Source organism: Algibacter sp. L3A6 (genome assembly GCF_009796825.1).
In the GTDB taxonomy this organism is placed as follows: domain Bacteria; phylum Bacteroidota; class Bacteroidia; order Flavobacteriales; family Flavobacteriaceae; genus Algibacter.
Genome location: NZ_CP047030.1, coordinates 4,257,605 through 4,283,558, shown reverse-complemented (window position 1 = coordinate 4,283,558; position 25,954 = coordinate 4,257,605). Strand labels below are relative to the sequence as shown.

Here is a 25,954-nt window from a genome sequence, read left to right as displayed (position 1 = left end):
AAGTTAAGATGATTTTTAAAAATGTCATTATCGCATTATTATTTATAATGCCATGTATTTTAATTTCCCAAAATCAAGAAAATGATACTTTTATTACTCTAAATGAAGCTAGAAATGTACCTCAGAATTTCCATGAGCTGTGGAGTCACTATGATCCAAGAAAAGAACCTTTAGATACAGAGATTCTTAAAGAGTGGGAAGAAAATGGATTCATCTTTAAAGTTCTAAGATATAGGGTTGGAGTTTTTAAAGGCAAAAAAGCTATGGTGGCCGCTATTTATGGCTATCCAAAAAACGCAAGTAACCTACCTGGTTTAGTGCAAATACATGGCGGAGGACAGTATGCCGATTATAGAGCTGTACTAACAAATGCTAAGCGCGGTTATGCTACCATTTCTATTTCATGGGCGGGTAGAATAAACGCACCAGAATATAAAGTAACACCAAAGGAAGTAAAGCTTTTTTGGGCTGGTAAAACAAAAGATGCTAATTACAAAATAACCACAGACTGGGGAAAATTAGATGGATATCATGCTCCAACTAGATACAGCTCTAAGGGAGGTTACGGAGGGTCTTTAGCCCCAGAGGATTGGTCTTTAGATTCTGTGGATTCCCCAAAAAACAGTCGTTGGTTTTTAGCTGCTTTGGCAGGAAGAAGGGCTTTAACATTTTTAGAAAATCAACCACAAGTAAATGCAAATAAGTTAGGTGTGTATGGGCACTCAATGGGAGGTAAGCTTACAGTATTAACAGCAACAGATTCAAGAGTAAAAGTAGCAGTCCCTTCTTGTGAAGGAATAAGTGATAATGACAATGATATATATAAGGATTTATATAAAAATACGATTGGAGATAATTCTTATTTAAAAGAAATAAAATGTCCTATATTATTTTTGAGTCCTTCAAATGATTTCCACGGACATTTAAAAGATATCCCTAATGCAACAAGCTTAATAAATACCGATGATTGGAGAGTTGTAAGTTCTGCGCATATGAATCATAAGGATTTAGGAGAATATGAGGTGTCAGGTTTGCTTTGGATGGATCAATATCTAAAAGGAAGTTCAGAGTTGCCTAAAACACCTGAAAGTAAAATAAAATTAAATACTAAAAATAAAATCCCTCTTATTGAGGTGTTACCAGATAATTCCAAACCAATTATCGAAGTTGATATTTATTATACATTTCAAGGAGAAATTTCAAGAGCTACTAAAAGTGAAGAAAGAGAAAATAGAATAAAGAGGTATTGGAACTATGCTAATACGGTAAAAGCAGGAGACAAATGGAAAGCTGAATTACCTTTAATTCGCATAGACAAGCCCGTTTGGGTCTATGCAAATATAAAATATAGGTTGGGCAAGCCTCAGCAAGGTGCGGGCTATTATTATAATATATACAAAACGGATAAATTTAATATATCTACACCTATCCAAGTAATTTCTCCTGAAGATTTAAAAAAATCCAAAACTGTTGTCACTGATAAACCTTCATTAATTATTGAAGACTTTAAAGGTAATTGGGAAAAAGAGTGGTTTTACGATAAAAAAAATATTTGGGGAAGAAGTACTCATAAACCTTATAGTACGAAATATAAAGCACCTAAAAAAGCGAGATTGGGAATTGAGCTAATTAGTAAAGAAGCGAATAAAATGGTCATTCTCTTAGATGATTTTGCCTCAGAATTAATTCTTATTGGAGGTTCAGAACCTCAAAAATTGATACTATCACCCAAAGACTTTAAAAATATAAAAGGAGAATCTTTAAAAGATTTTACTCTTGTAAAAGAACTTTCATTGTTACCTAAAAAAGTAATAAAAGGAAAAAAGAATACTAGTTCAAAAACGGTGAAACTTGGAGGGGAATGGAATGGAAAAAAACCTATTTTCAAAAAAATGTATTGGGTTAAATAGTACTGTTAAATTGAGATGTATAAAAAAAATGAAAAATTCAAGAAAAGTTACCTTTATTACAGTTTTTTATGTGTTTGTGCCATCACGATGAATGCACAAACGGAAGTTATTGGTCTTAAGTAAATTAATGTTCATTTTTTTGCTTATTAAAAAAAGAACTTGAAAATTATATAGGTCTGTTTTCTCCAGCTGCCGTAAGCAGAACCTAAATTACTATAGAGAGCGTTGCGCTCGTACTCGATTTTTGAGGGTTTTGTTTTTTTAATTGGTTAAAAGGGGGATGTCCTTATAATTAATGTATAATTTTTACGAATAACATAGTTGTTGTAAAAACAACTATGTAGGATAGAAATACATATTAAGCTAAGTTATAAAATATAGGTGTAGGCTTTTCTTTTTAGAAAACAGAACCATTAAATAATTTGAATTATATATAATCATGAACTAGCTGTTTAGTCATTCAGCTAATTGTCTAGTTTTTTTGCAAGTCTGGTATTTGAGGTTACAAGTATCTTATAGATGTTGAATAATTTATTATGAATAGAATTAAAAATTGATAAAAATGATGTTAAATATTACAATAGGTATTTTGGTAGGGCTAATAATAACTATACTTTTATTAAAATATAGTTCGAATGATTTTACTAAATAAGAATTCGTAATATATCATTTCAAGGTTTAGTAGGACTATTTTAGTGTTTATAAATATATATCCATGTTTTTAATTTTAGAAAAGGCCATTAAAACCCTTATTTGATAAGAATTTTTAGTGTTTATCTAGTATTGATTTATTTTTTTTTAGATGAGATATTGTTATTCTAAGGTATGAGAATTAAAATTTATTACAGCTTGACAGCTACTACATATTAAAAATAAAGTAATTGAATAAATTTGATTTGTTTTCATTTGCACCTTTATTTACCCATTTATTAAATGAGAAATTAATTGATACAGGGTTAACAATTTATTACACTTTGGTGAATTTTTTGTAGTTAGGTTTTTTTAACTGACTGATTTTTTAGAGGTAAAATACATTTAACATATTTTATAGTATATTGACTTGTAGTATCTCATTCTAGCACATTCCCCTCCATTCCGTAAAAACTCCATTTTAGAAAAAGCGCTTCTCTAAAAAAATCTTGGACCCAATCCCAAAGTTTTAGTATCTGCATTTTAATAGGAATCCCGAATACCAGTAAATTTTTGATTCAAATTAACATTTTGCTTCTTAAAAAACTTTGAAATAGAGTCCGCCAAATATGGAAAATGTATTTGCATTTTGTTCCACTTCCTATGATTTTGTATTTCACAAAGAATTTAGACTCACATCCCGAGCGAACACCGCTATACCTTTTTTTGACAGCAAAATAACAACATTCAGCTTTGAATGCCAGCATAATCAGGCTCACTTCGACTGCGCTCAGCGCAGGCTACTCTCGCACTTTTTATATGTCTTCACAAAGCTGAATATTGAAAGCGTCTAAGCAACAAAAAGAAGGTAACAGTGACGGCTCTATGGGAAGTAAATTTAAAATGAATCTTATGAAATGTTACAAAATCAATAAAAAGGAAGCGGAACAAAAGTTAAAAAAACAAAAGAAGGAAAACGCTCTGGATATAATAAGTAAATCAATAACAAAGCCTTAGCTGAAGCTGTCCTGGAATTATTAAAGAAAGGCCAAAAAAGTTTGAGAATAAAAAAAACATATTCTATTGATGATGCTAGATTGATTCATGGATATGATTCGAAACGCTATGGTGTTGTAACTCCAAATGAAAAATTAGCTATTAAATAATTGGCCGAAAATGAAGGGGGTTTTATTAGATCCTGTTATTCTGGAAGAGCTTTTTACGCAATGTTAGATGATATAAAAAGTCAGAAAATATAAAAAGGAGCTAATATTTTATTTTCACATACTGGCGTTTTACCGTTTACCAGGTGATTTTTGTTATTCTAAGGAATTAATATAATCGTTATATCAATTTAATAGATTTGGATTTAAATTGGTGCTAATTGTATTAGGGAGCGAAAAAAGAGCCAAATGTTTTAGCAAAATAAAAAAAAGCCAAGAATAAAATTCTTGACTTTCCCTGGTTTTACTTGTAGCGAGAATGGGGCACGATCCCATGACCTCCGAGTTATGAATTTAGAGCGTACTATGTCAAATCAATATGAATACCTTTAAAATTCACTAAAAGTGAAGCTTTAGATTTTGTTTGAATCAAAATGAAATCAATTAATACCATAGAATGTTTTAGCTATGTTTTAGCAGAAAATAGAAGGACAGAATTGTATCTTTATTTTAATATCGATTATTATGGCATCAGTAACACCATTTTTAGACAAACGACCAAATTCAAAAAATCTACATCCTATAACCATAAGAATTATAAAGGATAGAAAACCCTCATATATTTATATTGGACAATCCGTTAAGTTGAATCAATGGGATGCCAAAAATCGTCGGGTACGAAAATCACATCCAGATCATTTAGAAATTAATCAGCTGATACTGTCAAAACTATCTTTAGCCAACAAAAGTTTGATTAATGCCGAAATTCAAGAGCAAGATTTATCTTCAAAAAAGATAAAAAATCAAATTGTATCTAAATATGATAACGATTTTTTTAAAGTAGCCGAAAGTTATTTGGTAAACATAAGGAACCGACAGCAGTTTCATCAATTAGATATCGAAATAAGTCGTATAAGGGTGTTTAAAGAATTTCTAAAAAGAGATCAACTTCATTTTAAAGACTTGAACATTGAACTCCTAAAAGAATTTGAACATTTTCTGTTAAGTAAAAGGAATTTGGTTGCACGTACTGTGGCTAATTACATGATTACGCTTCGTACTATTTATAATTTGGGAATAAGTAAAAGCATTATAAAGAAGGAATCGTACCCTTTTGGAAAGGGGAAATTTCAAATTAAGTTTCCTGAAACTAAAAAGATTGGATTGAATAGAGAAGAAATAAAGACTTTAGAGAATTTAAAAGGTTTAACAAAAGCTCAAGAGTACGCTTTATATGCATGGTTACTTAGTTTTTATTTTGCAGGAATTCGTATAAGTGATGTATTACAATTAAAGTGGGCAGATTTTTATGACGAGCGTTTACATTACCGTATGGCTAAGAATAACAAATTAGTTTCATTGAAGATCCCTGATAAAGTTACTAAAATTCTCGGTAAATTAGAAAGAGAAGAACATTCTGTTTATTTATTCAAGGAGTTAGAAGGCGTTAATTTAAATGATAAGAAACGCGTAAGGACAAGAATAAAAACAGCAACAAGAAACTTCAATAGGAGGTTAGAGCTTGTTGCTGAGCAAGCAGGTATAGATAAAAAAGTGTCCATGCATATTGCTCGCCATAGTTTTGGTAATATTTCTGGTGATAAAATTCCTATTCAAATGCTTCAAAAACTATATCGGCATTCTTCGGTTACTACAACTATGCTTTATCAAGCTAATTTTATGCGAAGAGATGCTGATGAGGCTCTTGATATGGTTGTTGATTTCTAAGGATATTTAAAAAAACTTATTGGTTCGAGAGAATGAGGAACTAACCAAAATCTAATTTTATATTAGTCCCAGAAGGTAACAATAGTTATAGTTTTATTTGGCACCAAATTATCTACTGCTTTGTAAGTCTTTATTCAACTTAGTGATTTTTGAATTTGATTGACTGAGTATGGATAAGATAGCAGTAAGTCAATTTGTTTTTTTAGTCCTTTTCTAAATTTATATTCATTAAAAACTAAACAGTATTTTTTTTTGCTAACCACGAAACTAAAAAAATAGCATGCTATCACCAAAAGGGTTTTAAAATACAGAAAACTATCATTTATAATAAGTTTTTATTCTAATGTTATTATGATAAATAATATATTTTAATTAGTCTTGCTTAAAAGTTATAGATATGGTAATTAAGTTAAAATTTTTCTTTTTACACTTAAATTGCTTCTAGAGTAAATACAAATATATGTATAACAAAATAGCTATAGTTATAAAAAAATAAGAAGAAATTAAGTTAAAACAAAAATGTTAGTGTATTTATTTGAGTATTTGAATTATACAAAAAACAGATAAAAACAGATTCATTTTCTTACATTTATTAGAAAAAAAACACTTTATTGAAGGTAATTGGTACTTTTCGATACCAAATTCGGTATAATTTAACTCTCTACTAAAAGTAAATTGCAGTCAGAATTTTTTTAATCTTTAAATTTTTAGAAATCATGGAAACTGTAATGGATGCAATTAATTTTATAGATATTAATAAAAACTCAAGAGTACCAATGTACCAACAGATCGTTGATTCTATAATCAATAATATATCAAATGGTAATATAGTATTGAATGAAAAATTACCATCAATAAATACAATAAGTGAGGATTTCTATCTTTCCCGGGATACAGTTGAAAAAGCATATAGTATATTAAAAGAGCGTAATATAATTGTTTCAATACCTCGAAGAGGTTATTACGTTTCAAAAATAGAGACTACTCATAAATTAAAAATTTTATTTTTAGTAAATAAACTAAGCTCTTATAAAATGAGAATTTATAATTCTTTTTTTAATATTGATGTTGGACATTATATAAATCTCTTAATGATAATTAAGTCAGGACAGAACAGGACAATCAATAAATATTAATAGATTAATTTTAATTTTTTGAATTTATAAAGAGAATATTATTTTAAATTAAATCAATAATTTTTGTAGCTATTACTATGTATAAAAGCCGTTTTTTATTAGGTCTGTTTAGTGTTGTTTGTGGTTTAAATCTCACTAATGCGCAGCAAAAAAATAACCAAGAAAAGCCAAACATTATATTTATCCTTACAGACGATCAGCGTTTCGATGCGATTGGTTATGCGGGTAATAAATATGTGGAAACTCCAGAAATGGATAATTTGGCAAAATCTGGAACATATTTTAAAACAGCCATTGTTACAACACCCATTTGTGCAGCAAGTAGAGCTAGCATATTTACAGGACTGCACGAACGATCACATAACTTTAATTTTCAAACAGGGAATATTCGAGGAGAATATATGGAAAGCTCGTATCCTACACTTCTTAAAAATAATGGGTATTATACTGGTTTTTATGGTAAATATGGTGTTCGATATAATGATTTAGATAAGCAATTTGATGAATATGAATCTTATGACCGAAATAACAAGTATAAAGATAAAAGAGGCTACTATTATAAAACAATCGATAAAGATACAGTTCATTTAACGCGTTACACGGGCCATCAGGCATTGGAGTTTATTGATAAGAATGCAACTAATAATAAGCCATTTTGTTTGTCGTTAAGTTTTAGCGCACCACATGCCCATGATGGTGCTATAGATCAATATTTCTGGCAAAATACTACCGATAAGCTTTTACAAGACACTACAATTCCTGATCCTGAACTTGCTGATGATAAATATTTTGAAGCCCAGCCTAAAGCTGTTAGAGATGGTTTTAATAGGTTACGTTGGACTTGGCGTTACGATTCTCCCGAAAAGTATCAGCACAGTCTAAAAGGATATTACAGAATGATTTCTGGAATAGATTTGGAAATCAAGAAAATTAGAGAAAAACTAAAAGAAAAAGGTTTAGATAAAAATACGGTAATCATCGTAATGGGAGACAATGGTTACTTTTTAGGAGAGCGTCAATTAGCAGGTAAATGGTTAATGTACGATAACTCTATTCGGGTGCCATTAATAGTTTTCGATCCTCGTGTAAACAAACATCAAGATATTAACGATATGGTATTGAATATTGATGTACCCTATACTATTGCAGATATAGCAGGGATAGAAGCCCCTAAATCTTGGCAAGGTAAAAGTTTAATGCCTATTGTAAAACAAGAAAGACATACAATTGAAAGAGATACCATTCTTATAGAGCATATATGGGATTTTGACAAAATTCCACCTAGTGAAGGCGTACGTACCAATGAATGGAAATATTTTCGTTACGTGAATAATAAAAGCATTGAGGAACTGTATAACCTTAAGAAAGACCCTCAAGAGATAAATAATTTAATAGGAAAGAAAAAATACCAAACAGTAGCCAATAAACTTCGTGAAAAACTAGATGAGTTAATCGAAGAGAATAGTAACGAATTTAGAGCTGCTCCAACCGATTTAACGGTTGAACTAATACGAGAGCCGGAAACCGAAGTTAAAGTTTTCGATTTAAATCCAGAACTTGGATGGGCGGTACCATTAGGTTCCAAATTTCAATCTGCTTATCAAATATTAGTAGCCTCTAAAGAAGCCATTGTTAATGATAATAATGGTGATGTTTGGGATAGCGGTCAAGTACGTTCAACAAAATCTACTAATGTAGAATACCAAGGAAAACCATTAAAAGTAGGAGAAACTTATTATTGGAAAGTTCGAATTTGGGATAAGGAAAACCGTTTAGTTGATTATTCAAAAGCTCAGAAATTTACTATAGGTGAAAGTGATAGTTATATTATTTCTACCGAAAACAAGTTCGTTATCGATAAAATTAAACCAGCAACATTTGAAAAGAGAGGGGCTTTTTATTTTATAGACTTTGGTAAAGCTGCTTTTGCAACAATGGATTTTAAATATGTAGCAAAAACACCACATACCTTAACTGTTAGAGTGGGAGAAATGATAGATAATCAGGGCAACGTTAACCGTACACCTCCTGCAAAAAGTAATATTCGTTATCAAGAGTTGAAAATTAATGTAAAACCAGGTCAAACCAACTATAGAATTCCTGTTCAAACAGGCGAAAGAAACACAAGAGCGAACAAAGCCATTCCCTTGCCTGATGGGTTTCCTCCATTGGTGCCATTTAGGTATGTGGAAATTGAAGGGGCTCAATCCGAAATAGAAGCAAATGATGTTGACCAATTAGCGTTTCATACGTATTGGGATGAAAAAGCTAGTAGTTTTAATAGTAACAATGATATTTTAAATCAAGTATGGGATCTAAGTAAGTATTCTATAAAAGCAACTACGTTTAATGGACTATATGTTGATGGAGATAGAGAGCGTATTCCGTACGAAGCAGATGCTTATCTTAATCAGTTAAGTCATTACACAACAGACAGAGAATATGCTATGGCAAGAAGAACCATAGAGTATTTTATGAAACACCCAACATGGCCAACCGAGTGGCAACAACATGTCGCTTTGTTGATTTATGCAGATTATATGTATACGGGTAATACCGAATTAATAGAACGCTACTACGAGTCGTTAAAGCATAAATCGCTTTATGAATTATCAAATGATGACGGTTTAATTACCTCTACAAAAGTAGACGCAGAGTTTATGCGTAAACTCGGTTTTGAAGAGGGGTACAAAAAGCCACTTACAGATATTGTAGATTGGCCACCTGCTAATTTTAACGGAAGCAAAACAAAAGGAGAACTCGATGGATTTGTATTTAAACCTTACAGTACGGTAATAAATTCGTTCTTCTACGAGAATATGAAAATCATGTCAGAATTTGCAAAAATACTTGGTAAAACTCATGAAGTTCTCGATTTCGAATTAAGGGCTTCAAAAGCTAAAAAGGCAGTTAACGAGCAAATGTTTGATAAAGAACGTGGTATTTATGTTGATGGGATAGGTACAGACCACGCATCTTTACATGCTAATATGATGCCTTTGGCATTTGGCTTGGTACCCGAAGAATATTATGAATCGGTTGTTAATTTTGTAAAGTCTCGGGGTATGGCCTGCAGTGTATATGGTGCACAATTTTTAATGGATGGCTTATATAACGCAGGCGAAGAGGATTATGCGCTCGATTTATTGGCCAGTACTGCCGAAAGGAGTTGGTACAACATGATTCGTATTGGATCTACAATTACTTTAGAAGCCTGGGACAATAAGTATAAAAATAATTTAGATTGGAATCATGCTTGGGGTGCAGTGCCTGCAAATGTTATTCCAAGAGGGTTGTGGGGTATCAAACCTAAAACTCCAGGATTTGGAATAGCTACAATAAAACCGCAAATGAGTACGCTAAAAACAAGTGAAATTACAGTACCAACGGTTCGTGGTGCTATAAAAGCTAAGTACACCCATATTAGTTCCCGATTGCAATCTTACGAAATTGAAATACCGGGTAATATGGTAGCTGAGTTTTCTTTAGGTGATATAGAGGGAAAAGATTTAATCCATAATGGAGAGAAGGTGGCTTCTGCTTTTGATGCTGTTCAATTATCCCCTGGTAAGCATACCATTCAATTAAAAATCAATTCGTTTTAATTGAAGTGAAGCGTGTAGAAATTAAATAAAATGAGCGATTACAACAGTTTTATTGTGATAAAATAGTAATAGAATAGTCTTTCAATTTCATGGAAAACAAAAAAATTAATTGGGGAATTATTGGTTGTGGAGATGTAACCGAAGTTAAAAGCGGACCTGCTTTTCAGAAGGTTAAAAACTCCTGTTTAATAGGTGTTATGAGACGACAAGAAGCCAAAGTTATTGATTTTGCTAAACGTCATGGTGTTGCTTATTGGACTACGAATGCAACTGAATTGATAGAAAATAAAGAGGTAAATGCGGTTTACGTGGCTACACCGCCTTCATCCCATTTAAAATATGCACTTCAAGCTATTAAAGCAGGAAAACATGTGTATTTAGAAAAACCAATGGTCCTTAATACACATGAAGCAGAAGTGTTTTAAGTGCTGTAAAAAAAAATAAAGCCAAAGTTACTGTGGCGCATTACCGTCGCGAATTGCCTGTTTTTAAAAAGGTGAAAACATTATTGGATAGTAATAGTATCGGCAAAGTGGCTTCAGTAAAAATAGTAATTAAACAAAAAGATAATACGAGCTTAATAGCTAAGACTGAAAACAATTGGAGATTGAACCAAGAAATTTCTGGAGGTGGATATTTTCATGATATTGCTCCTCATCAAATCGACTTAATGTGTCATTATTTTGGAGAGGTTGAAATCATTAAAAAGGGATTCCAAGACGTAGCGCAATATTCGAAGCAAAATGTAGCTGGCGAGATGATATTTAAAAATGGGGTAAAGTTCACTGGCCTCTGGAATTTCAACGCGTCCGAAGATATGGATAGCTGTATTATTCATGGAGAAAAAGGGCGTATAGTATTTTCTTTTTATAACGATACGATAAGCCTATCGGTTTGTGAAAAGACCGAAATTTATAAATATGACACACCCGAACATGTGCAACAACCTATGATTGATAAAACCGTGCACTATTTTTTAAGTAATAGTCTTAATCCGTGTTCTGTGTGCGAGGCTGCCGTTGTAACCCAAATCATGGATGTGTTTTGTGGAATTAAATAAATTATAATTTTTAATAGAAAAATAAACGATTTAAGCTAAAATGAAGAAATTACTATTTACATTTTTAATAACAACGGGTACTATACTTTTTTCTTGTCAAAAAAGTGAAGCACAATCAAAAGATTATAAAGATGCTCGTTTATCTGTAGAAGAACGTGTAGAGGCTTTATTACCCAAACTTTCTTTAGAAGAAAAAGTATCTCAAATGCGTATTTTTCATGCAAACATTGGGATAGAAGCGGATGACAAGGGAAGCTTGAAATTATCTGATAGAGTAGTAAAAAAACTAAAATTAGGTATAGCAGGAATAAAAAATCCAGCAGAACATATGGATGCTCTTGCAGCTGCAAAATTTAATAATGAACTTCAAAAATACATTATAGAGCATAACCGTTGGGGAATTCCAGCGTTATTTGTTACCGAATCTTATAATGGTGTGGATGCCGAAGGGTGTACAAAATTTGGTCGTCCCATTGCATCAGCGGCGTCATTTAATCCGGAATTGGTGAATCGTATTTGGGATGTGGTTGGAAAAGAAGCTCGTTTACGCGCGATGCATATGTGCCATTCTCCTGAAGCCGATTTGGTTAGAGATCCGTGTTTTGGTCGGATGAGTGAGGCCTTTGGAGAGGACACTTATTTAACAACCAAAATGGTTACTAATGCCATAAAAGGGGGGCAAGGGGATTATGAAGGTTTAAGTAAAGGTACACATATTGGTGCTGTGGCTAAGCATTTTGCAGGATATGGACAGGTGTTAGGTGGTGTTAATTTTGCTGCTATTGAAATATCGGATAGAACATTAATAGATGAAATATATCCACCTTTTGAAGCCGCAGTTAAAGATGCTAAATCTTTAGGTATTATGGCATCACACGGCGATCTAAATGGTATTGCGAGTCATGGAAATCCTCAATTATTAACGGGAACACTTCGCGATGATTGGGGATTTAAGGGTTACGTTGTCTCTGATGCTAATGATATTGGACGTTTACATTATTTTATGAAAGTTGCTGAAACACCTGAAGCAGCCGCACAAATGGGATTAGAAGCTGGTGTAGATATAGATTTGTATGCGGAAGATGCTTATGCTTTACTTCCTGAAATGGTAAAGAAAAATCCTGAAATTGAAAAATTAATAGATAGATCGGTAAAACGTGTTTTAAGAACTAAATTTATATTAGGATTGTTTGATAACCCATATATCGATATTGCAGAAGTTGAAAAAGGAGTGCGAGCAGAATCATCGTTAGAATTAGCAAAGGAGTCCGATTTAGAATCTATTATTTTACTTAAAAACTAAAATAGCGCTTTTAGGGCCTTTGGTTAAAGAGAATACAACAGAAATGTTTAAATCTGTTGTTGGTAAGAATATTCAATTTGTATCAGAAAAAGGATTTCATTTAACGGATGAAAAAGGAGGGAATCCTAAGTTATTAGATAAAGATCCAAAAGCCATAGCTAAGATGGTTGAAATAGCTAAAAATTCAGATTTAACTATCTTATTTTTAGGAGGTGATGAGTTTACTTCAAAAGAAGCTTTTTTTACAAACGCTATTGGAGATCGAGCAACTATTGATCCCGTTGGTGCTCAAGATGAACTTATAGAAAAAATAAAAGCTATAGGAAAACCTGTAATTGTGGTTTTAAAACACCGTAGAACACTCTCTATTAATACCATTTCGGAGCAAGCTGATGCTATTTTAGACACCTGGGGTTTAAGTGAGTTTGGAGATCAATCAACAGCTAAAATCATTTTTGGAGAGGTGTCACCTTCTGGTAAATTAGCTGTTACGGTTCCCCGATCTATTGGTCAATTACCTTTTATGTACAGAAAAAGAGTATGTAGATTTTATTTTTACTTGTGAAACAAAATGGGAAGTAGATGGTAATACAGGAGTTCAAGTCCGTTACAGGATTCGAAAGGAGTCAAATCGAAATACAGTTATTGGTCCTCAGGTAGAAATGGAGGATTTAGCAAAAAAAGGGCGCGGTTGGTCTGGAGGAATTTATGGTCAGAATTGTGGAGGATGGTTTTACCCTTTAAAAGCTCCAGAACACGAAATTCATAAAAATGTTATAGATAGAAGTACCTGGAATCGTGTAACGGTAAAAGTAAAAGGAAATGTATTTAAAACTTGGATAAATGGAGTTCCAGCAGCACATTGGATAGATAAAAATAATGAATACCCAAAAGGATTTATAGGACTGCAAGTTCATGGTGGTAAACAAGGGGTTATTCATTGGAGAAACCTTAAAATTAAGGAGCTTTAATAAAAAAACATTTCAAAGTTTAAACAGTTTGTTTTTTCATATGTAATTAATAAAAAGATTTTAAAATATGAGTCGTACTATGTTTAAAACAGTAGTTTTATCGCTCTTAATGGGGGTAACGGTTTCTGTAAATTGTAATATACAAGCTAAACCGGATGAAAATAAAAATGGGTTTAAAGGCAGTTTGTCGCTTTTAGACTGTAGTAAATTAGAGGCTGTGAAAAATAAGTTAGAAGCCCCAGAGTATGCTAATGTGTATAGCGATTTGGTAAAAAGTGTTAATAAGCAATTAGAAGATAAAGCCTTATCAGTGGTTCAAAAAACACAAATACCACCAAGTGGAGATAAACATGATTATATATCGTATGGCCCTTATTGGTGGCCAAATCCAGATAAACCAGGTGGATTGCCGTGGATAAGGAAAGGTGGACAGATAAATCCGCTTACGCGTGAAGGAAATACAGATTTTGAAAGCAAAAATGTTATGTTTGGAAATATTACTAACCTGTCTTTGGCTTATTTTTTTTCAGATGAAGAAAAATATGAGAAAAAGGCTTTAGAGTTTCTTGAAGTATGGTTTGTAAACAATGAAACAAAAATGAACCCGAATTTAAATTTTGCTCAAGGTATTCCAGGGATAAATACAGGACGAGGTATTGGGATTATTGAGTTTGCAGGAGTAACAAATATTATAACGGCTATAGAGATTTTAGAGTTAAAAAATACAATAGACAAGGAAACAAGTAAACTATTAAGGCTTTGGTTTACAAAATACCTTTATTGGTTACAAACTAGCGAAAATGGAATTTTTGAGAAAAACACCAAAAACAATCATGGGGTATGGTATGATGTTCAGGAGGTAAGTATACTTATGTTTTTAAATAGAAAAGAAGAGGCTAAAGGTGTACTTGAAACCGTTAAAACTAAGCGTGTAGCAACACAAATAGAACCAAATGGAAGTCAGCCACACGAATTAGCACGAACAAAAGCACTTTCGTATAGTACCATGAATTTAAGAGGGTTTACACAATTGGCATACTTCGGAAAAAGATTAGGGGTCGATTTATGGAACTATCAAGCAAAAAACGGCGCTAGTATAAAAAAAGCCTTTGAGTTTTTAAAACCGTATGCCTTAGAAGAAAAAAAATGGGAACATCAACAAATAAGTAGTGTTAAAAAAGCACTCCAAGGTCTAAATAGTTTGTTTTTAATGGCCGGAAGTCAATTTAATGTTAGTGAATACTGTGCCATAGGAAAACCTAAAGATGGTGTTTATTCTAACCTATTATATCACTGTAACTAAATATATTTTTTATGCAAAGATTAGCTTTTAGAATGAAATTGAATGAAGGTCATAAAGAGGCCTATAAAGAGCGTCATGACAAGTTGTGGCCAGAGTTAAAACAATTGTTAAAAGATAATGGAGTGAGTGATTATTCTATATTTTTAGACGAAGAAACCAATATGCTTTTCGCTTTTCAAAAGGTTTCGGGTAAAGGAGGCTCTCAAGATTTAGCCAAAAACGACATAGTAAAAAAATGGTGGGATTTTATGGCAGATATTATGGAGGTACATCCCGATAATTCTCCTGTTTCTGTTCCTTTAGAGGAATTATTTTATATGGAATAGCAAGCTTAGGCTATCGAGGAGATAACGACTTTAGTTATCTTATTCATAATTCAAATTACACCCCTACAAAGCAGTATAGATATGTTCTAGTCTCTAATTAAATTTATAGACTAAAATGAATTGAATAAACACTTATAATGCTTTATAATGAAAAAAAACACTTAGAAAATATTGTTAGTTATAAACCTGTACAAATATTTATAATACTCCTGGTTGTATTCGCAAATGAAATTAAAATAACCGATTTAGGTTTGCATTTCGATGGAAGTCAAGTAACAACTAGCGATCAAAGATGGAATAAAGGCAAAATTCCAAATAAAAAATGATAACCGATTTATGCATATGTATGTTCCTAATGGAATGGCGCGAAATTATACCACAGCTCTGGCTCCTCCAACCCGAGAAGCAGAAAATGGATATGTTGATAAATCGACTCAAGTTTTGGCAATACGGTAACATGGTGAAGCTTGGAAAAATCCTTTTATCGCCATTTTTGAACCTACTCTAAATGCAAACTCTAGTGTGCAAAAGGTTATGACTTTAAAGGATGGAGATAAGGGAGTAGGGGCTACTATCACTTCAAAAGTTGAAGGTAAAACCATTACTGATCATGTGATTTCTTTGGATAAACCGGAGGCTACATATTATAGTAAGAAATTGGATTTAAAATTTAAAGGCCGATTTGCAGTCGTTAGAGTGGAAACTTTTAAAAGCAAACAAAAGACCACGCTTTATATAGGAGAAGGAAGTGAACTCTATTTTAACACTTATAAACTGGTAAGTGGAAGTTTAAGAAAAGCCACTCAATCTTATGGCGGCTTGTAAAGGAGTAAAATAAATCTAATTTAAATAGGATTATTGTTGAACTATGAGCTAAGGCAGTTTCTTGAATAACTGATAATTTAAGAGTCTATGTTAGATTTTCTCTAACTTACAAAAAAGGAATATTTAAAAATTTAGCGTTGTACAGGATAAGGCAGTATAGCATTTATATTTTAAAGAAATAAATTAGCAATCACTATAACAATAAAATAAAGAAATAGTATGATTAAAATTTTGAAAGGGGCTGTTATTATATGTACAGCTATTTGTGTTTCAAGTTGTGCTCAGGTTAAAAATAGCGAAGTACCATGGATATCTTTAGTTAAAGGTAATACTTTGGAAGGGTGGAATATAAAAGGAGGAAATGCCTCTTATACCGTAACAGACGGCGTAATTACTGGCACAACTGCAAATAATACCCCAAATACATTTTTATCGACAAATGAGTACTATAATGATTTTATTTTGGAAGTTGATTTTAAAGTAGATCAAAGTATGAATTCTGGAATTCAAATAAGAAGTAATAGTTACCCTTATTATCAAAATGGTAGAGTACACGGCTATCAAGTAGAAATTGATCCTTCTAAAAGAGCCTGGAGTGGTGGTATTTATGAAGAAGGTAGACGAAAATGGTTAAACCCAATTGACGACCAAAATTTAGAAGCAAAAAAAGCTTTCAAGAAAAATGAATGGAATCATTATAGAATTGAAGCTATTGGTGATACTATAAAAACTTGGATAAATGGTATGCCTGCCGCATATTTAATTGATGATAAAACAGCTACTGGGTTTATAGGTTTACAGGTGCATAGAATTAACGATGCTCAAAAACCAGGAAAAACTATTTCTTGGAAAAACATAAAAATATTAACCCAAGATCTAAGTAAATACTCTAAAAAAACTACTTTGAAACCAATCGTGACAAAAAATCAGTTAACAATTGATGAAAGTAATAAGGGCTGGAAAATGCTTTGGGATGGTAAAACTACAAATGGATGGCGTGGAGCGAAATTAGATGCCTTTCCAGATAAAGGTTGGGTAATCGAAAATGAAGAACTTATTGTGTTGTCATCTGGTGGAGCAGAGTCTGCGGCAGGAGGAGATATTGTTACTGAAGAATTATATGGAGATTTTGAACTTAAAGTAGACTTTAAATTAACGGGAGGAGCTAATAGCGGAATTAAATATTATGTAGATACAAATATTAATAAAGGCGAAGGCTCTTCTATAGGCTTAGAATATCAAATTTTAGATGATGCACTTCATCCTGATGCTAAATTAGGAAACCATAAAGGGAGCAGAACAGTTTGTTCTTTGTACGATCTAATTAAGGCCAACCCAGAGAAACCTATAAAGCCGATTGGCGAATGGAATAGTGCCTACATTTTATCTAAAAATAATCATGTAGAACATTGGATAAATGATGTTAAAGTTTTGGAATATGAGCGAGGAAGTGATGAGTTTTTAAAGCTAGTTTCAGAAAGTAAATATGCCAAATGGCCAAACTTCGGCTTATTAGAGAAAGGTCAAATTTTGTTACAAGACCATGGAAATAGAGTTGCATTTAAAAATATAAAAATTAAATCCCTTTAATACTTATGACATCAAGAAGAAACTTTATAAAAAAAACAACTTTAGCAGGTGCAGCTATTACAGTAGGTAGTTCTGCCATGGCTATGTCTGCTAAAAGCTATAACAATATTGTAGGTTCTAACGAACGTTTAAACGTTGCAGTAGCAGGTTTAGGTAGAAGATTAGGGGCCTTTACGGAACCTATTGGGCTAAAAGAAAGTAACGTGAAATTACTTTATTTATGCGACGTTATGGAAAGTCAACGTTTAAAAGGTCTAAAAGAATTTAGGAAATATATTAACTACAATCCTGCATTAGAAAATGATATTAGAAAAGTATTGGATGATAAAGATGTTGATATATTAATTAACGCAACTCCAGATCATTGGCATGCACCAGGGTCTATTATGGCCATGAAAGCAGGCAAGCATGTCTATGTTGAAAAACCATGTAGCCATAATATGTACGAAAATGAACAATTGGTAAAAGCGTCAAAGCATTTTAACAAGGTGGTACAAATGGGAAATCAGCAACGTTCTGCAGGTCATACTATAGAAATTATTCAAGAAATTCATAATGGTATTATAGGAAAACCATATAAAGCTGTGGCTTTTTATAATAACAGCCGTGGATCTGTTCCTCATCAAAAAAGTGCGCCTGTACCAAATGGTTTAGATTGGGATTTGTGGCAAGGCCCGGCTCCTAGACGTGATTATACATCAGAAACTTGGGATTACAATTGGCATTGGTACGGTTGGGACTATGGTACAGCAGAGGCAGGTAATAATGGAACACACGAATTGGATGTAGCACGTTGGGCACTAGAAGTAGATTTTCCTCAGCATGTATACGTAGAAGCTGAAAAGCGTCATTTTGTTAATGATGGTTGGGAAATGTATGACGATATGGAAGCTACCTTCAAATTTGCAGACAACAAAGTTATTAAATGGGACGGAAAGTCTAGAAATAGTTATGGTACTTACGGCAATGGTAGAGGTACCGTTATTTATGGAACAGAAGGAACTGTTTTTGTAGATAGAGGTAAGTACATTTTATATGATCGTAGAGGAAAAGTTATTAGAGATAGTAAAACCGTCTCAAATGAATCAGGAACAGCTTTAGGTGGTGGTGGTGCAATATCAACAAAACACGTTCAAAATCTTTTTGATACCATCCGTGGTAAAGATAATTTAACAGCTCCTATTGATGACGCTAGTAAAAGTATGGCATTAGTGCATTATGCTAATATTGCTTATCGAATTAACAAAGGGTTTGATGTTAATGATAGTACAGGTGCCATGTATAATCGTGATGCTATGGCGTTATGGAGTCGTAAATACGAAGCGGGTTGGGATCCTAAATTTTAATATTAGGGATTAATTAATAGACATGAGTTCGAATAGAAAGAAGTTCTATAATTAAAAAGAAATATGTTAAAGGAAACCGTAGTTAAGTAATTAAATTTATTTTTTGGGTTAGTTTAGTTTGAAAGAGGCAGTAATAATATATTACTGCCTTTTTGTATGTATTTGTACTTAAATAGGGCTGAAAAAATAAGACGATATCCTAAATTGAATTTCGATCAATAAGACTAAATGGGTTTTTAATTTTACCTTTTTTATTATTAATAATCATATCGGCAGCTGTTTCTCCCATTTTTTCAAAATTTGTTGAAATAACAGCGATATCTAATAATCTTTTAAATGGAGTCTCATTATACGATATGATTCCCACATCTTGCCCAATAGTAAGGCGTTTGGTTTTTATTATGTCTAGTAGTTTAACCAAATCATCATCAGAAATTGCAATAAATAATTGTCTAGAATTAATACTTTCATCTTCTTTAATTTTATTAAGAATTTTAAAATTAAATAGATGTTCATTGCAGAATTTTATAAATCCACAACGTATTTTATGAAAATAGGGATAAGTTTTTCCTTCTGGAATAACTAAATTCAACCTTTTGTAGTTAGCTATTTTTTTTAATCCATTTTTGAGTGCATTGTAAATATCATTTTCAAAATCTTGATATATTTCTATGATATCGCCATCTATGGTTAATTCGTTATTATCCATTAAAACAAGTTTTTCTCTAGGTATACTTGCTATGGCTTTTAGTGCGTCATTCTTAATATTTATTTGGTTAACATTGGTACATTTAAAATGTGGTATTATAACATAATAATCATACCTCATTTTGTTCTTTTCCATCAAGTTAACGCAAAATGATTTTTCACTATTATAAATTTCAAAATCCGTATGATATCTATTACCAATGTTTTTTAGGAAAGAATGGTATGTTTCTAGTTTGTAAGCACTTAATTTATTGACAAGAAATAGAATGTTTATTTTTGAGATTAATTTAGTTCTGTTTATATAAACACCCTTGCCTTTTATTCCAATAATTATTTTCTTATCCTTTAACACGTTGTAAGCCTTTTCGACAGTGTCTCTAGATACTTTGTATTCTTTGCTAAAAACATTAATCGATGGAAGTTTTTCATTCATTTTAATGCTTCCTTTTGATATGTTGTAGGTAAGACTATTGGCTATTTGTAAATATAAGGGAGTTTTATTGCTTTTTTTGAGCTTTAAGTCTTTAAGTAAATTCATAAATGAGAAATTAACTAATAGTTAAAAAGTGTAAACTCACACTTTTATAATAAGAGTTTAGGAACTAAAATCTTTTAATTTAGTACTGTTTTAAAAGAACTTGTTGTTAAAAAAAAGGTAATCTACTTAATTAAATAGATTACCTTTTTATTTTAAAATCTCTTTAATATTAGAAATATTTAGCATAAACTACTTTGGTTTGCAAAAACTCTTCCATACCATGCTTGCCGTCAGCGCCTCCAATACCCGATTTCTTCCAACCAGCGTGGAAGCCTTGCATAGCTTCAAAGTGTTCGCGATTTACATAGGTTTCGCCAAACTGGAGCTCGTTGGTAATTTTCATGATATTATTAAAATTCTCAGAAAACACAGAAGAGGTTAACCCAAATTGAGAATCGTTTGATAAAGCTATGGCTTCGTCTATTGAATTAAACTTCATGATAGGTAACACAGGGCCAAAAACTTCTTCTTGAATAATTTCCATTTGTTGAGAAACATTCGTTAAAAGTGTTGGTTCGTAGAAATAACCTTTATTAAAATTTTCGGCACGTTTTCCCCCAATTAATACTTCTGCACCTTCTTTTTTTGCGAACTCAACCATTTCAGAAATCTTGTCGATTTGAGATTGAGAAACTAAACTACTCATATCGGCATCGATTCCTGTTAGGGCATCGTCAATTTTCACCTCACTAATTTTTTTCGTAATTTTTTCTACAAATTCATCATAAATATCATCTTGTACATAAACGCGTTCTGCACAATTACAAACTTGTCCACTAAAAATCACTTTGGATGATACGATGGCATTTACAGCTAAATCCAAATTAGCATCAGAGCATACAATGGCCGGAGCTTTTCCTCCTAATTCTAATGATACTTTAGTTATGTTTTCCGAAGCAGCAGTTATTATTTGTTGACCTGCGGAAACGCTTCCTGTTAAACTAATAATACCTGTGATAGGACTTTTAGATAATGCATTTCCAATAAGTCTACCAGAGCCACAAACAAAGTTTAATACACCTGGAGCCATACCAATATTCTGAATCAATTCAGCAAATTCCATAATGGTATTTGGTGCTTCAGAACTTGGTTTAATTACGCATGTATTGCCAGTAATTAAAGATGCCGCTACTTTGCGTGCCATTACAAAAAACGGGAAATTCCAAGGGCAGATTCCTACCGCTACGCCAATTGGCACTTTATGTAAATAGATATGTTCTTTTTCACGGTCACTTTGAATAATCTCACCTTCAATTCGTCTTGCCCAACCGGCGTTATAATCAAAATAATCGGCGGTAACATCAATTTCTACTTGGGCTAAACCAATAACTTTAGCTTGTTCTTTAGATAATGTTTCAGCCAAATAAACTCTATTTTTTCTAATAACATCTGCCATTTTATGTAGAAAAGCACCACGTTGTACAGCAGGTAATGCTTCCCATTTTGGTTGTGCATCTTTAGCGGCTTCTAATGCTAAATTTGCGTCTTGCACAGAACCTGTTGGGATTGAGCTAATAACTTCTTCATTACATGGGTTTAAGACGTTAATTCGAGTTGTAGAGGTTGAGTTTATAAACTGACCGTTTATATATTGTTTATATGTTTTCAAAGTATATTGATTTTAATGTTATTATAAATAAGTTTAGTTTTTTTTGTTTTGAAAATACTTACTAAATATTAAGAAGAGTAGTCCGCATAATAACCAAGCAGGCAGTGTGACAAATGATAGAAAGACATCAAATTGTATAGATATGAAGTAGAATAAGCCAAAGCTAATAGCCCAAGCCCAAAATACAGATTTGCTAAAAGATAGGTTTGCCGCCTCAGCGTAGTTTTTTATAATACCCGCTTTTTTATGAAAAAAATGTTCGAATACAATGATAGCTCCAAAAGGTGCTAAAATAAAACCGTATAGCGCAACAAAGCCTAAAAGCTTCATGGCGAAAGCAGGAAACAGACCGGCAATTGTTGCTAATGTACCAGCCAAAATGGTCACTTTTGCAGTAGATAATTTAGGTAGAATAGCTTGAAAAGCTAAACCAGCTCTATAAATTGTTGGGTTAGCGGTTGTCCAACCAGCTAATACTACGGCAATAATTCCTAAAACGCCAATAGCATTATATGCCATGGGACCAGGGGCTACAGGAGGCGCTTGTCCGTTATTTAAATATGATAATGCTTCTGGAGACTGAATATATACAGCATAAAGTAGAGCAGCAGCAATCCATGCCATATAGTGCCCTACGTACATTCCTGCGGCAGTAGCCCATCCGGCTTTTGCTTCTTTTGCGAATCTAAATACTGATAGATCGGACATACCAATATGCATGGCACCATTAGCAAACCAAGACCAAATAACAACATGCCAAAAGGTGAATTTTGTTTGACCAGGAAAGGGGTCTGAACCTTCACCCCAAATATCCCAAAATTTAGAAAAGCTATCTACACCTAGTTGGCTTAAAGCTACAATTCCACAAGCAATAAAAGCTAGCACAATAATTGGAGACATCCAATTTGCTGCTTTGGTAACGGTGTCATAACCGCGTGCCGCAATTAATGAAATTACGGCTCCAATTACAATTACTATAATAACCCACGTCATTCCATTTGGAAGTGTATCATCCAATTTTGGCATAGGCATATTAAAAGGAATACCTACGGCAGTAGCAGAAACCGTGATCATAGAACCTGCTAAAAAGCAGAATAAAATACCGTTGGCTAAGTTATAGCCTGTAACCAATTTTTTTCCGCAAATTTTTTCTAATTGATAATATAGAGTCAGCCTATTTTTAACAGCTATTTCAGCTGTTAAAAAACGCCAACTTAATACTGCTAATAAATTTCCTATTAGTAAACCTATAATTAAATCGAATGCACTTACACCGGCTGTTAGGAATAATGGACCAATCATAAATTCTGTTCCAGCTGCATGTTCACCGGCATACATACCTATAAAGCTTTTCCATCCTTTTAATTTGGATGTTGGTACCGGGGTTCTTTCAAATTCTCCTCCTGCAATATCTTCAATTGCATCTTGTTCTATACTTACTTGGCTCATTTAGTTGGTTGTTTTTTTATACGATGTATTAGTATTTATAATTTTAGTGCTGTTAGGATAAAAACTTTTTTCTTAAATCTTCAACTTGGTCATCATTGATAGGTACCATTTGTCCTAAAGAATTTCCTAAAACAATAGATTTAGCACTGAATTCAGCAACTTCCAAATAATCAAAAGTTTGAAGTAATTTATCTCCTGTAATAATGACTGAATCATTTTCAATAATTAAAGCCGTAGCGCAGTTATCAACTATGGTAGAATTGTTGTTTTTTCTAAAATGATCCCCATATTTTACGACATTAATGTCTTGTAAAAAGATCCAACTTTCTGGTATGGTACGTACATTTAAGTATTCTCCAGTGACTCCGAACGCCATTAAATAAGGTGATTGCGTCATAATTATAGAATTTACATCAGGGTTACGATTGTAAATTTCTTGATGAATCCAAGCCGCTCTACTTGGTGTTTTACCAGCTTCTCGTTTTCCGTCTTTAATTTGGACAATATCTTGAATGTTTAAATCCCAACGGTTACTTCCTGTTGGAGTAATAAGAAAGTCATTCTTGTTCCAGCGCATAGATACTGTACCGTAAGAACTTATCATTAAGCCTTGTTGGCATGAGCGTTGAACAATTTTACAAATTTCTAAACGTTTTTCAACTTCGTCTGAAGGATAATGAACGCTCTCCATTTCAGGTAATACACCGGTTGCTTGTGCTTCAAACTCTTCGATTTGTTCATCTGTCAAATATTTAGGAGTTCCAATTTGAGAACCATATAAAATGGTACTTGCGCAAAACTCTAAAGCTTCAAAACGTTCAAAAGCGTCAGTTAAGTCGCTTCCCCCTAAAACAGTACCATGATTTTCCATGATAATGGCTTTGTAACCTTTTTTAAACTCGTCGGCAATAACATCGCCTAAATCTTCACTACCAGGCAACCTATACTTTGCATAACCAATAGGTCCACAAATATGCTTTGCTTGAGAAATAATATTTGTGTTCGGTATTTGTCGTACAATACTAAATGATACTAATGCAGGTGGATGCGCGTGAATTACAGATTTAATATCTGGACGTGCTTTATAAATAGCTTTATGGAATGGAAATTCGGAAGAAGGTTTGTGTTTTCCAATAACAGTTCCATCTTTTTGTACACAAATAATATCTGACGCTCTTAAAGACCCTTTGTCTATAGCCGAAGGTGTAACCCAAATATTACCGTTATCATCAATAATTGAAATATTACCACCAGATGTTGTGGTCATGCCTCTTTTGTATATTCTACTTATAATAGTAGTAATTTGATCTCTTGGATGTTCTAAATTTATTTTCTTAGACATTGTAAGTATTTTAATAAAAATTAGTAGTTAATCACTTATTATAAACGGGACGTGTTTTTTTAGAGCGTAATTCTTTTTTAAGAATTTAGAGTTTAAACGTGTATCCGAAATAGATATGGCAGCTCCAAGTGCAGAGCCTAAAGACGCTTGTGTAGTTCGTAATTTTTTATCCCTAAAGTAGTGTGATAGCAATTTTATATAAAGGTCGTTGTCGCTAAACCCGCCGTCGACATATAATCTAGTAATGTCGTCATTACCAATGGCTTTTTTTACACATTTAATTTGTAATAAAACGAGCTCGGTCATTAATTGATGGTAGGCATGTTCATATTTTGTAAATGCTATTTGTGTTTGAGTAGGCATATCTTCATCTATTAAGCCTTCCCATTTAAAAGCATGTTTAAAATCTTTTACAATTTCTAAATATGTATCATAATTAAATTTCACATTTCTGTGGTAATCATCATCAACGCCGTAGCGTTTATTTAATTTTTCAACCTGAATTTTATATTCGTTACCTAAAAATAATCGAGAGGCTTTAACTGGTTTACCGTTAATACGCATGTAATTAATGGCATCTCTATCGTTAGTATCCTCTGATATTGGGTTATCTGTAAACGGGTTAAATACTATGCTCCAAGTGCCTGTAGAAATAAGTACAAATTTTTTATTGATACTTCTAACATAGGGGAGTAAAGCCGCAGAGCTATCGTGTATTCCTACACCTATTTTAATACGGTTACCATTGTAATTCATGTTAATGCTCGTTTCTGTAGAAACGATAGGAGGAAGAATTTTATTTAAACCTTCCTTATACACCCATGGATGGTAATCTTTCGCTTGATAATCCCAAAGCGCAGTATGGCAACCTATACTTGTATATTCGCTAAATGGCACCCCAGTGAACACATAACTTAAATATTGAGGTAAGTGCAAAGAATACTTAATTTTATTAAATACTTCGGGTTTTGTTTTCTTTAACCAATAGAGTTGCAAACCGGAATTGAGCATGCTTAAATCGGCACACCCAGTTTGTTTTAAGAAATCTTCTTTTGGTCCATATTCCTCAAAAAAAGAGGTAATAATGTCCTCGGGGAGCGCTTTAGTGTAGTTATATAAAGGAGTTACGGGGTTGCCCTCTTCATCAATATGAACAAAGCTTGCACCATAAGTAGAAAAGTTAATCGCTTTAACCTTGAATTGTTCTGCTTTAAGAATACGATTAAAAACGTCTTTAAGCCATTTTTGCAGTGCAATAAGATTCTCAGTTGGATGGCCGTCTTCATCTTCTATTTCATCAAATGAAATATATTCCTTGTGTACTTCTTTAAAATCTTTATCGAATAGGAAAAACTTTTTATTAGTTTTTCCTATATCAAAAACAGCTGTTACATTTTTCATTTTATTTTAAA

At 32.7% G+C, this 25,954-nt stretch carries 20 protein-coding genes; 15 read left to right on the top strand and 5 right to left on the bottom strand.

Going from position 1 to position 25,954, the window contains the following annotated elements; all coding sequences use genetic code 11:
- Nucleotides 1-8 precede the first annotated feature (8 nt).
- From GQR98_RS17695 to GQR98_RS17635, 15 genes are all read left to right on the top strand, one after another.
- A complete protein-coding gene (locus GQR98_RS17695; RefSeq protein WP_159020728.1) occupies nt 9-1,910 on the top strand; it encodes an alpha/beta hydrolase family protein in 1,902 nt (633 codons plus the stop codon).
- 2,318 nt (nt 1,911-4,228) lie between these two features.
- Nucleotides 4,229-5,431: a site-specific integrase gene (locus tag GQR98_RS17690; RefSeq protein ID WP_159020727.1), complete on the top strand. Its 1,203-nt coding sequence runs from the start codon at nt 4,229-4,231 to the stop codon at nt 5,429-5,431.
- Nucleotides 5,432-6,147: 716 nt separating this feature from the next.
- Complete coding sequence (locus GQR98_RS17685) at nt 6,148-6,567, top strand: GntR family transcriptional regulator (RefSeq protein ID WP_233268040.1); 420 nt, start codon at nt 6,148-6,150, stop codon at nt 6,565-6,567.
- Nucleotides 6,568-6,644: 77 nt separating this feature from the next.
- Complete coding sequence (locus GQR98_RS17680; protein WP_159020726.1) at nt 6,645-10,172, top strand: sulfatase-like hydrolase/transferase; 3,528 nt, start codon at nt 6,645-6,647, stop codon at nt 10,170-10,172.
- Nucleotides 10,173-10,261: 89 nt separating this feature from the next.
- Nucleotides 10,262-10,597: a Gfo/Idh/MocA family protein gene (locus tag GQR98_RS19060; protein WP_199270232.1), complete on the top strand. Its 336-nt coding sequence runs from the start codon at nt 10,262-10,264 to the stop codon at nt 10,595-10,597.
- 32 nt (nt 10,598-10,629) lie between these two features.
- Nucleotides 10,630-11,232 carry a Gfo/Idh/MocA family oxidoreductase gene (locus GQR98_RS19055; RefSeq protein ID WP_199270231.1) on the top strand — a complete coding sequence of 201 codons (603 nt, stop codon included), beginning with the start codon at nt 10,630-10,632 and terminating at the stop codon, nt 11,230-11,232.
- A gap of 40 nt (nt 11,233-11,272) precedes the next feature.
- A complete protein-coding gene (locus GQR98_RS17670; RefSeq protein WP_199270230.1) occupies nt 11,273-12,535 on the top strand; it encodes a glycoside hydrolase family 3 protein in 1,263 nt (420 codons plus the stop codon).
- Nucleotides 12,536-12,578: 43 nt separating this feature from the next.
- On the top strand, nt 12,579-13,100 hold the full coding sequence (locus GQR98_RS19050; protein WP_233268039.1) for a glycoside hydrolase family 3 protein: 522 nt from the start codon (nt 12,579-12,581) through the stop codon (nt 13,098-13,100).
- On the top strand, nt 13,042-13,506 hold the full coding sequence (locus GQR98_RS17665; protein WP_159020725.1) for a DUF1080 domain-containing protein: 465 nt from the start codon (nt 13,042-13,044) through the stop codon (nt 13,504-13,506). The genes GQR98_RS19050 and GQR98_RS17665 overlap by 59 nt, the downstream gene beginning before the upstream one ends.
- 79 nt (nt 13,507-13,585) lie before the next feature.
- On the top strand, nt 13,586-14,809 hold the full coding sequence (locus tag GQR98_RS17660) for an alginate lyase family protein (RefSeq protein ID WP_159020724.1): 1,224 nt from the start codon (nt 13,586-13,588) through the stop codon (nt 14,807-14,809).
- Nucleotides 14,810-14,820: 11 nt separating this feature from the next.
- The gene (rhaM, locus tag GQR98_RS17655) at nt 14,821-15,135 is read left to right on the top strand and encodes an L-rhamnose mutarotase (RefSeq protein WP_159020723.1); all 315 of its coding nucleotides are present in this window, start codon (nt 14,821-14,823) and stop codon (nt 15,133-15,135) included.
- A gap of 137 nt (nt 15,136-15,272) precedes the next feature.
- A complete protein-coding gene (locus GQR98_RS17650; protein ID WP_159020722.1) occupies nt 15,273-15,461 on the top strand; it encodes a hypothetical protein in 189 nt (62 codons plus the stop codon).
- Between the two features lie 208 nt (nt 15,462-15,669).
- Nucleotides 15,670-15,960 carry a hypothetical protein gene (locus tag GQR98_RS17645; RefSeq protein WP_159020721.1) on the top strand — a complete coding sequence of 97 codons (291 nt, stop codon included), beginning with the start codon at nt 15,670-15,672 and terminating at the stop codon, nt 15,958-15,960.
- A gap of 219 nt (nt 15,961-16,179) precedes the next feature.
- Nucleotides 16,180-17,550 carry a DUF1080 domain-containing protein gene (locus tag GQR98_RS17640; RefSeq protein ID WP_159020720.1) on the top strand — a complete coding sequence of 457 codons (1,371 nt, stop codon included), beginning with the start codon at nt 16,180-16,182 and terminating at the stop codon, nt 17,548-17,550.
- Between the two features lie 5 nt (nt 17,551-17,555).
- A complete protein-coding gene (locus GQR98_RS17635; protein ID WP_159020719.1) occupies nt 17,556-18,896 on the top strand; it encodes a Gfo/Idh/MocA family protein in 1,341 nt (446 codons plus the stop codon).
- A gap of 199 nt (nt 18,897-19,095) precedes the next feature.
- Here the strand turns inward: GQR98_RS17635 and GQR98_RS17630 are convergent, their stop codons facing one another.
- The 5 genes from GQR98_RS17630 to GQR98_RS17610 form a co-directional block, all read right to left on the bottom strand.
- Nucleotides 19,096-20,142 carry a GntR family transcriptional regulator gene (locus GQR98_RS17630; RefSeq protein WP_159020718.1) on the bottom strand — a complete coding sequence of 349 codons (1,047 nt, stop codon included), beginning with the start codon at nt 20,140-20,142 and terminating at the stop codon, nt 19,096-19,098.
- A 169-nt stretch (nt 20,143-20,311) separates the two neighbouring features.
- Nucleotides 20,312-21,751, bottom strand: a complete 1,440-nt coding sequence (aldA, locus tag GQR98_RS17625; protein ID WP_159020717.1) for an aldehyde dehydrogenase — start codon at nt 21,749-21,751, stop codon at nt 20,312-20,314.
- A 33-nt stretch (nt 21,752-21,784) separates the two neighbouring features.
- Nucleotides 21,785-23,200 carry a purine-cytosine permease family protein gene (locus tag GQR98_RS17620; RefSeq protein WP_074935540.1) on the bottom strand — a complete coding sequence of 472 codons (1,416 nt, stop codon included), beginning with the start codon at nt 23,198-23,200 and terminating at the stop codon, nt 21,785-21,787.
- A gap of 52 nt (nt 23,201-23,252) precedes the next feature.
- Entirely contained in the window at nt 23,253-24,542 is a 1,290-nt protein-coding gene (locus GQR98_RS17615) for a class II aldolase/adducin family protein (RefSeq protein WP_159020716.1), read from the bottom strand.
- Between the two features lie 27 nt (nt 24,543-24,569).
- On the bottom strand, nt 24,570-25,943 hold the full coding sequence (locus tag GQR98_RS17610; protein WP_159020715.1) for an FGGY-family carbohydrate kinase: 1,374 nt from the start codon (nt 25,941-25,943) through the stop codon (nt 24,570-24,572).
- Between the last annotated feature and the right edge of the window lie 11 nt (nt 25,944-25,954).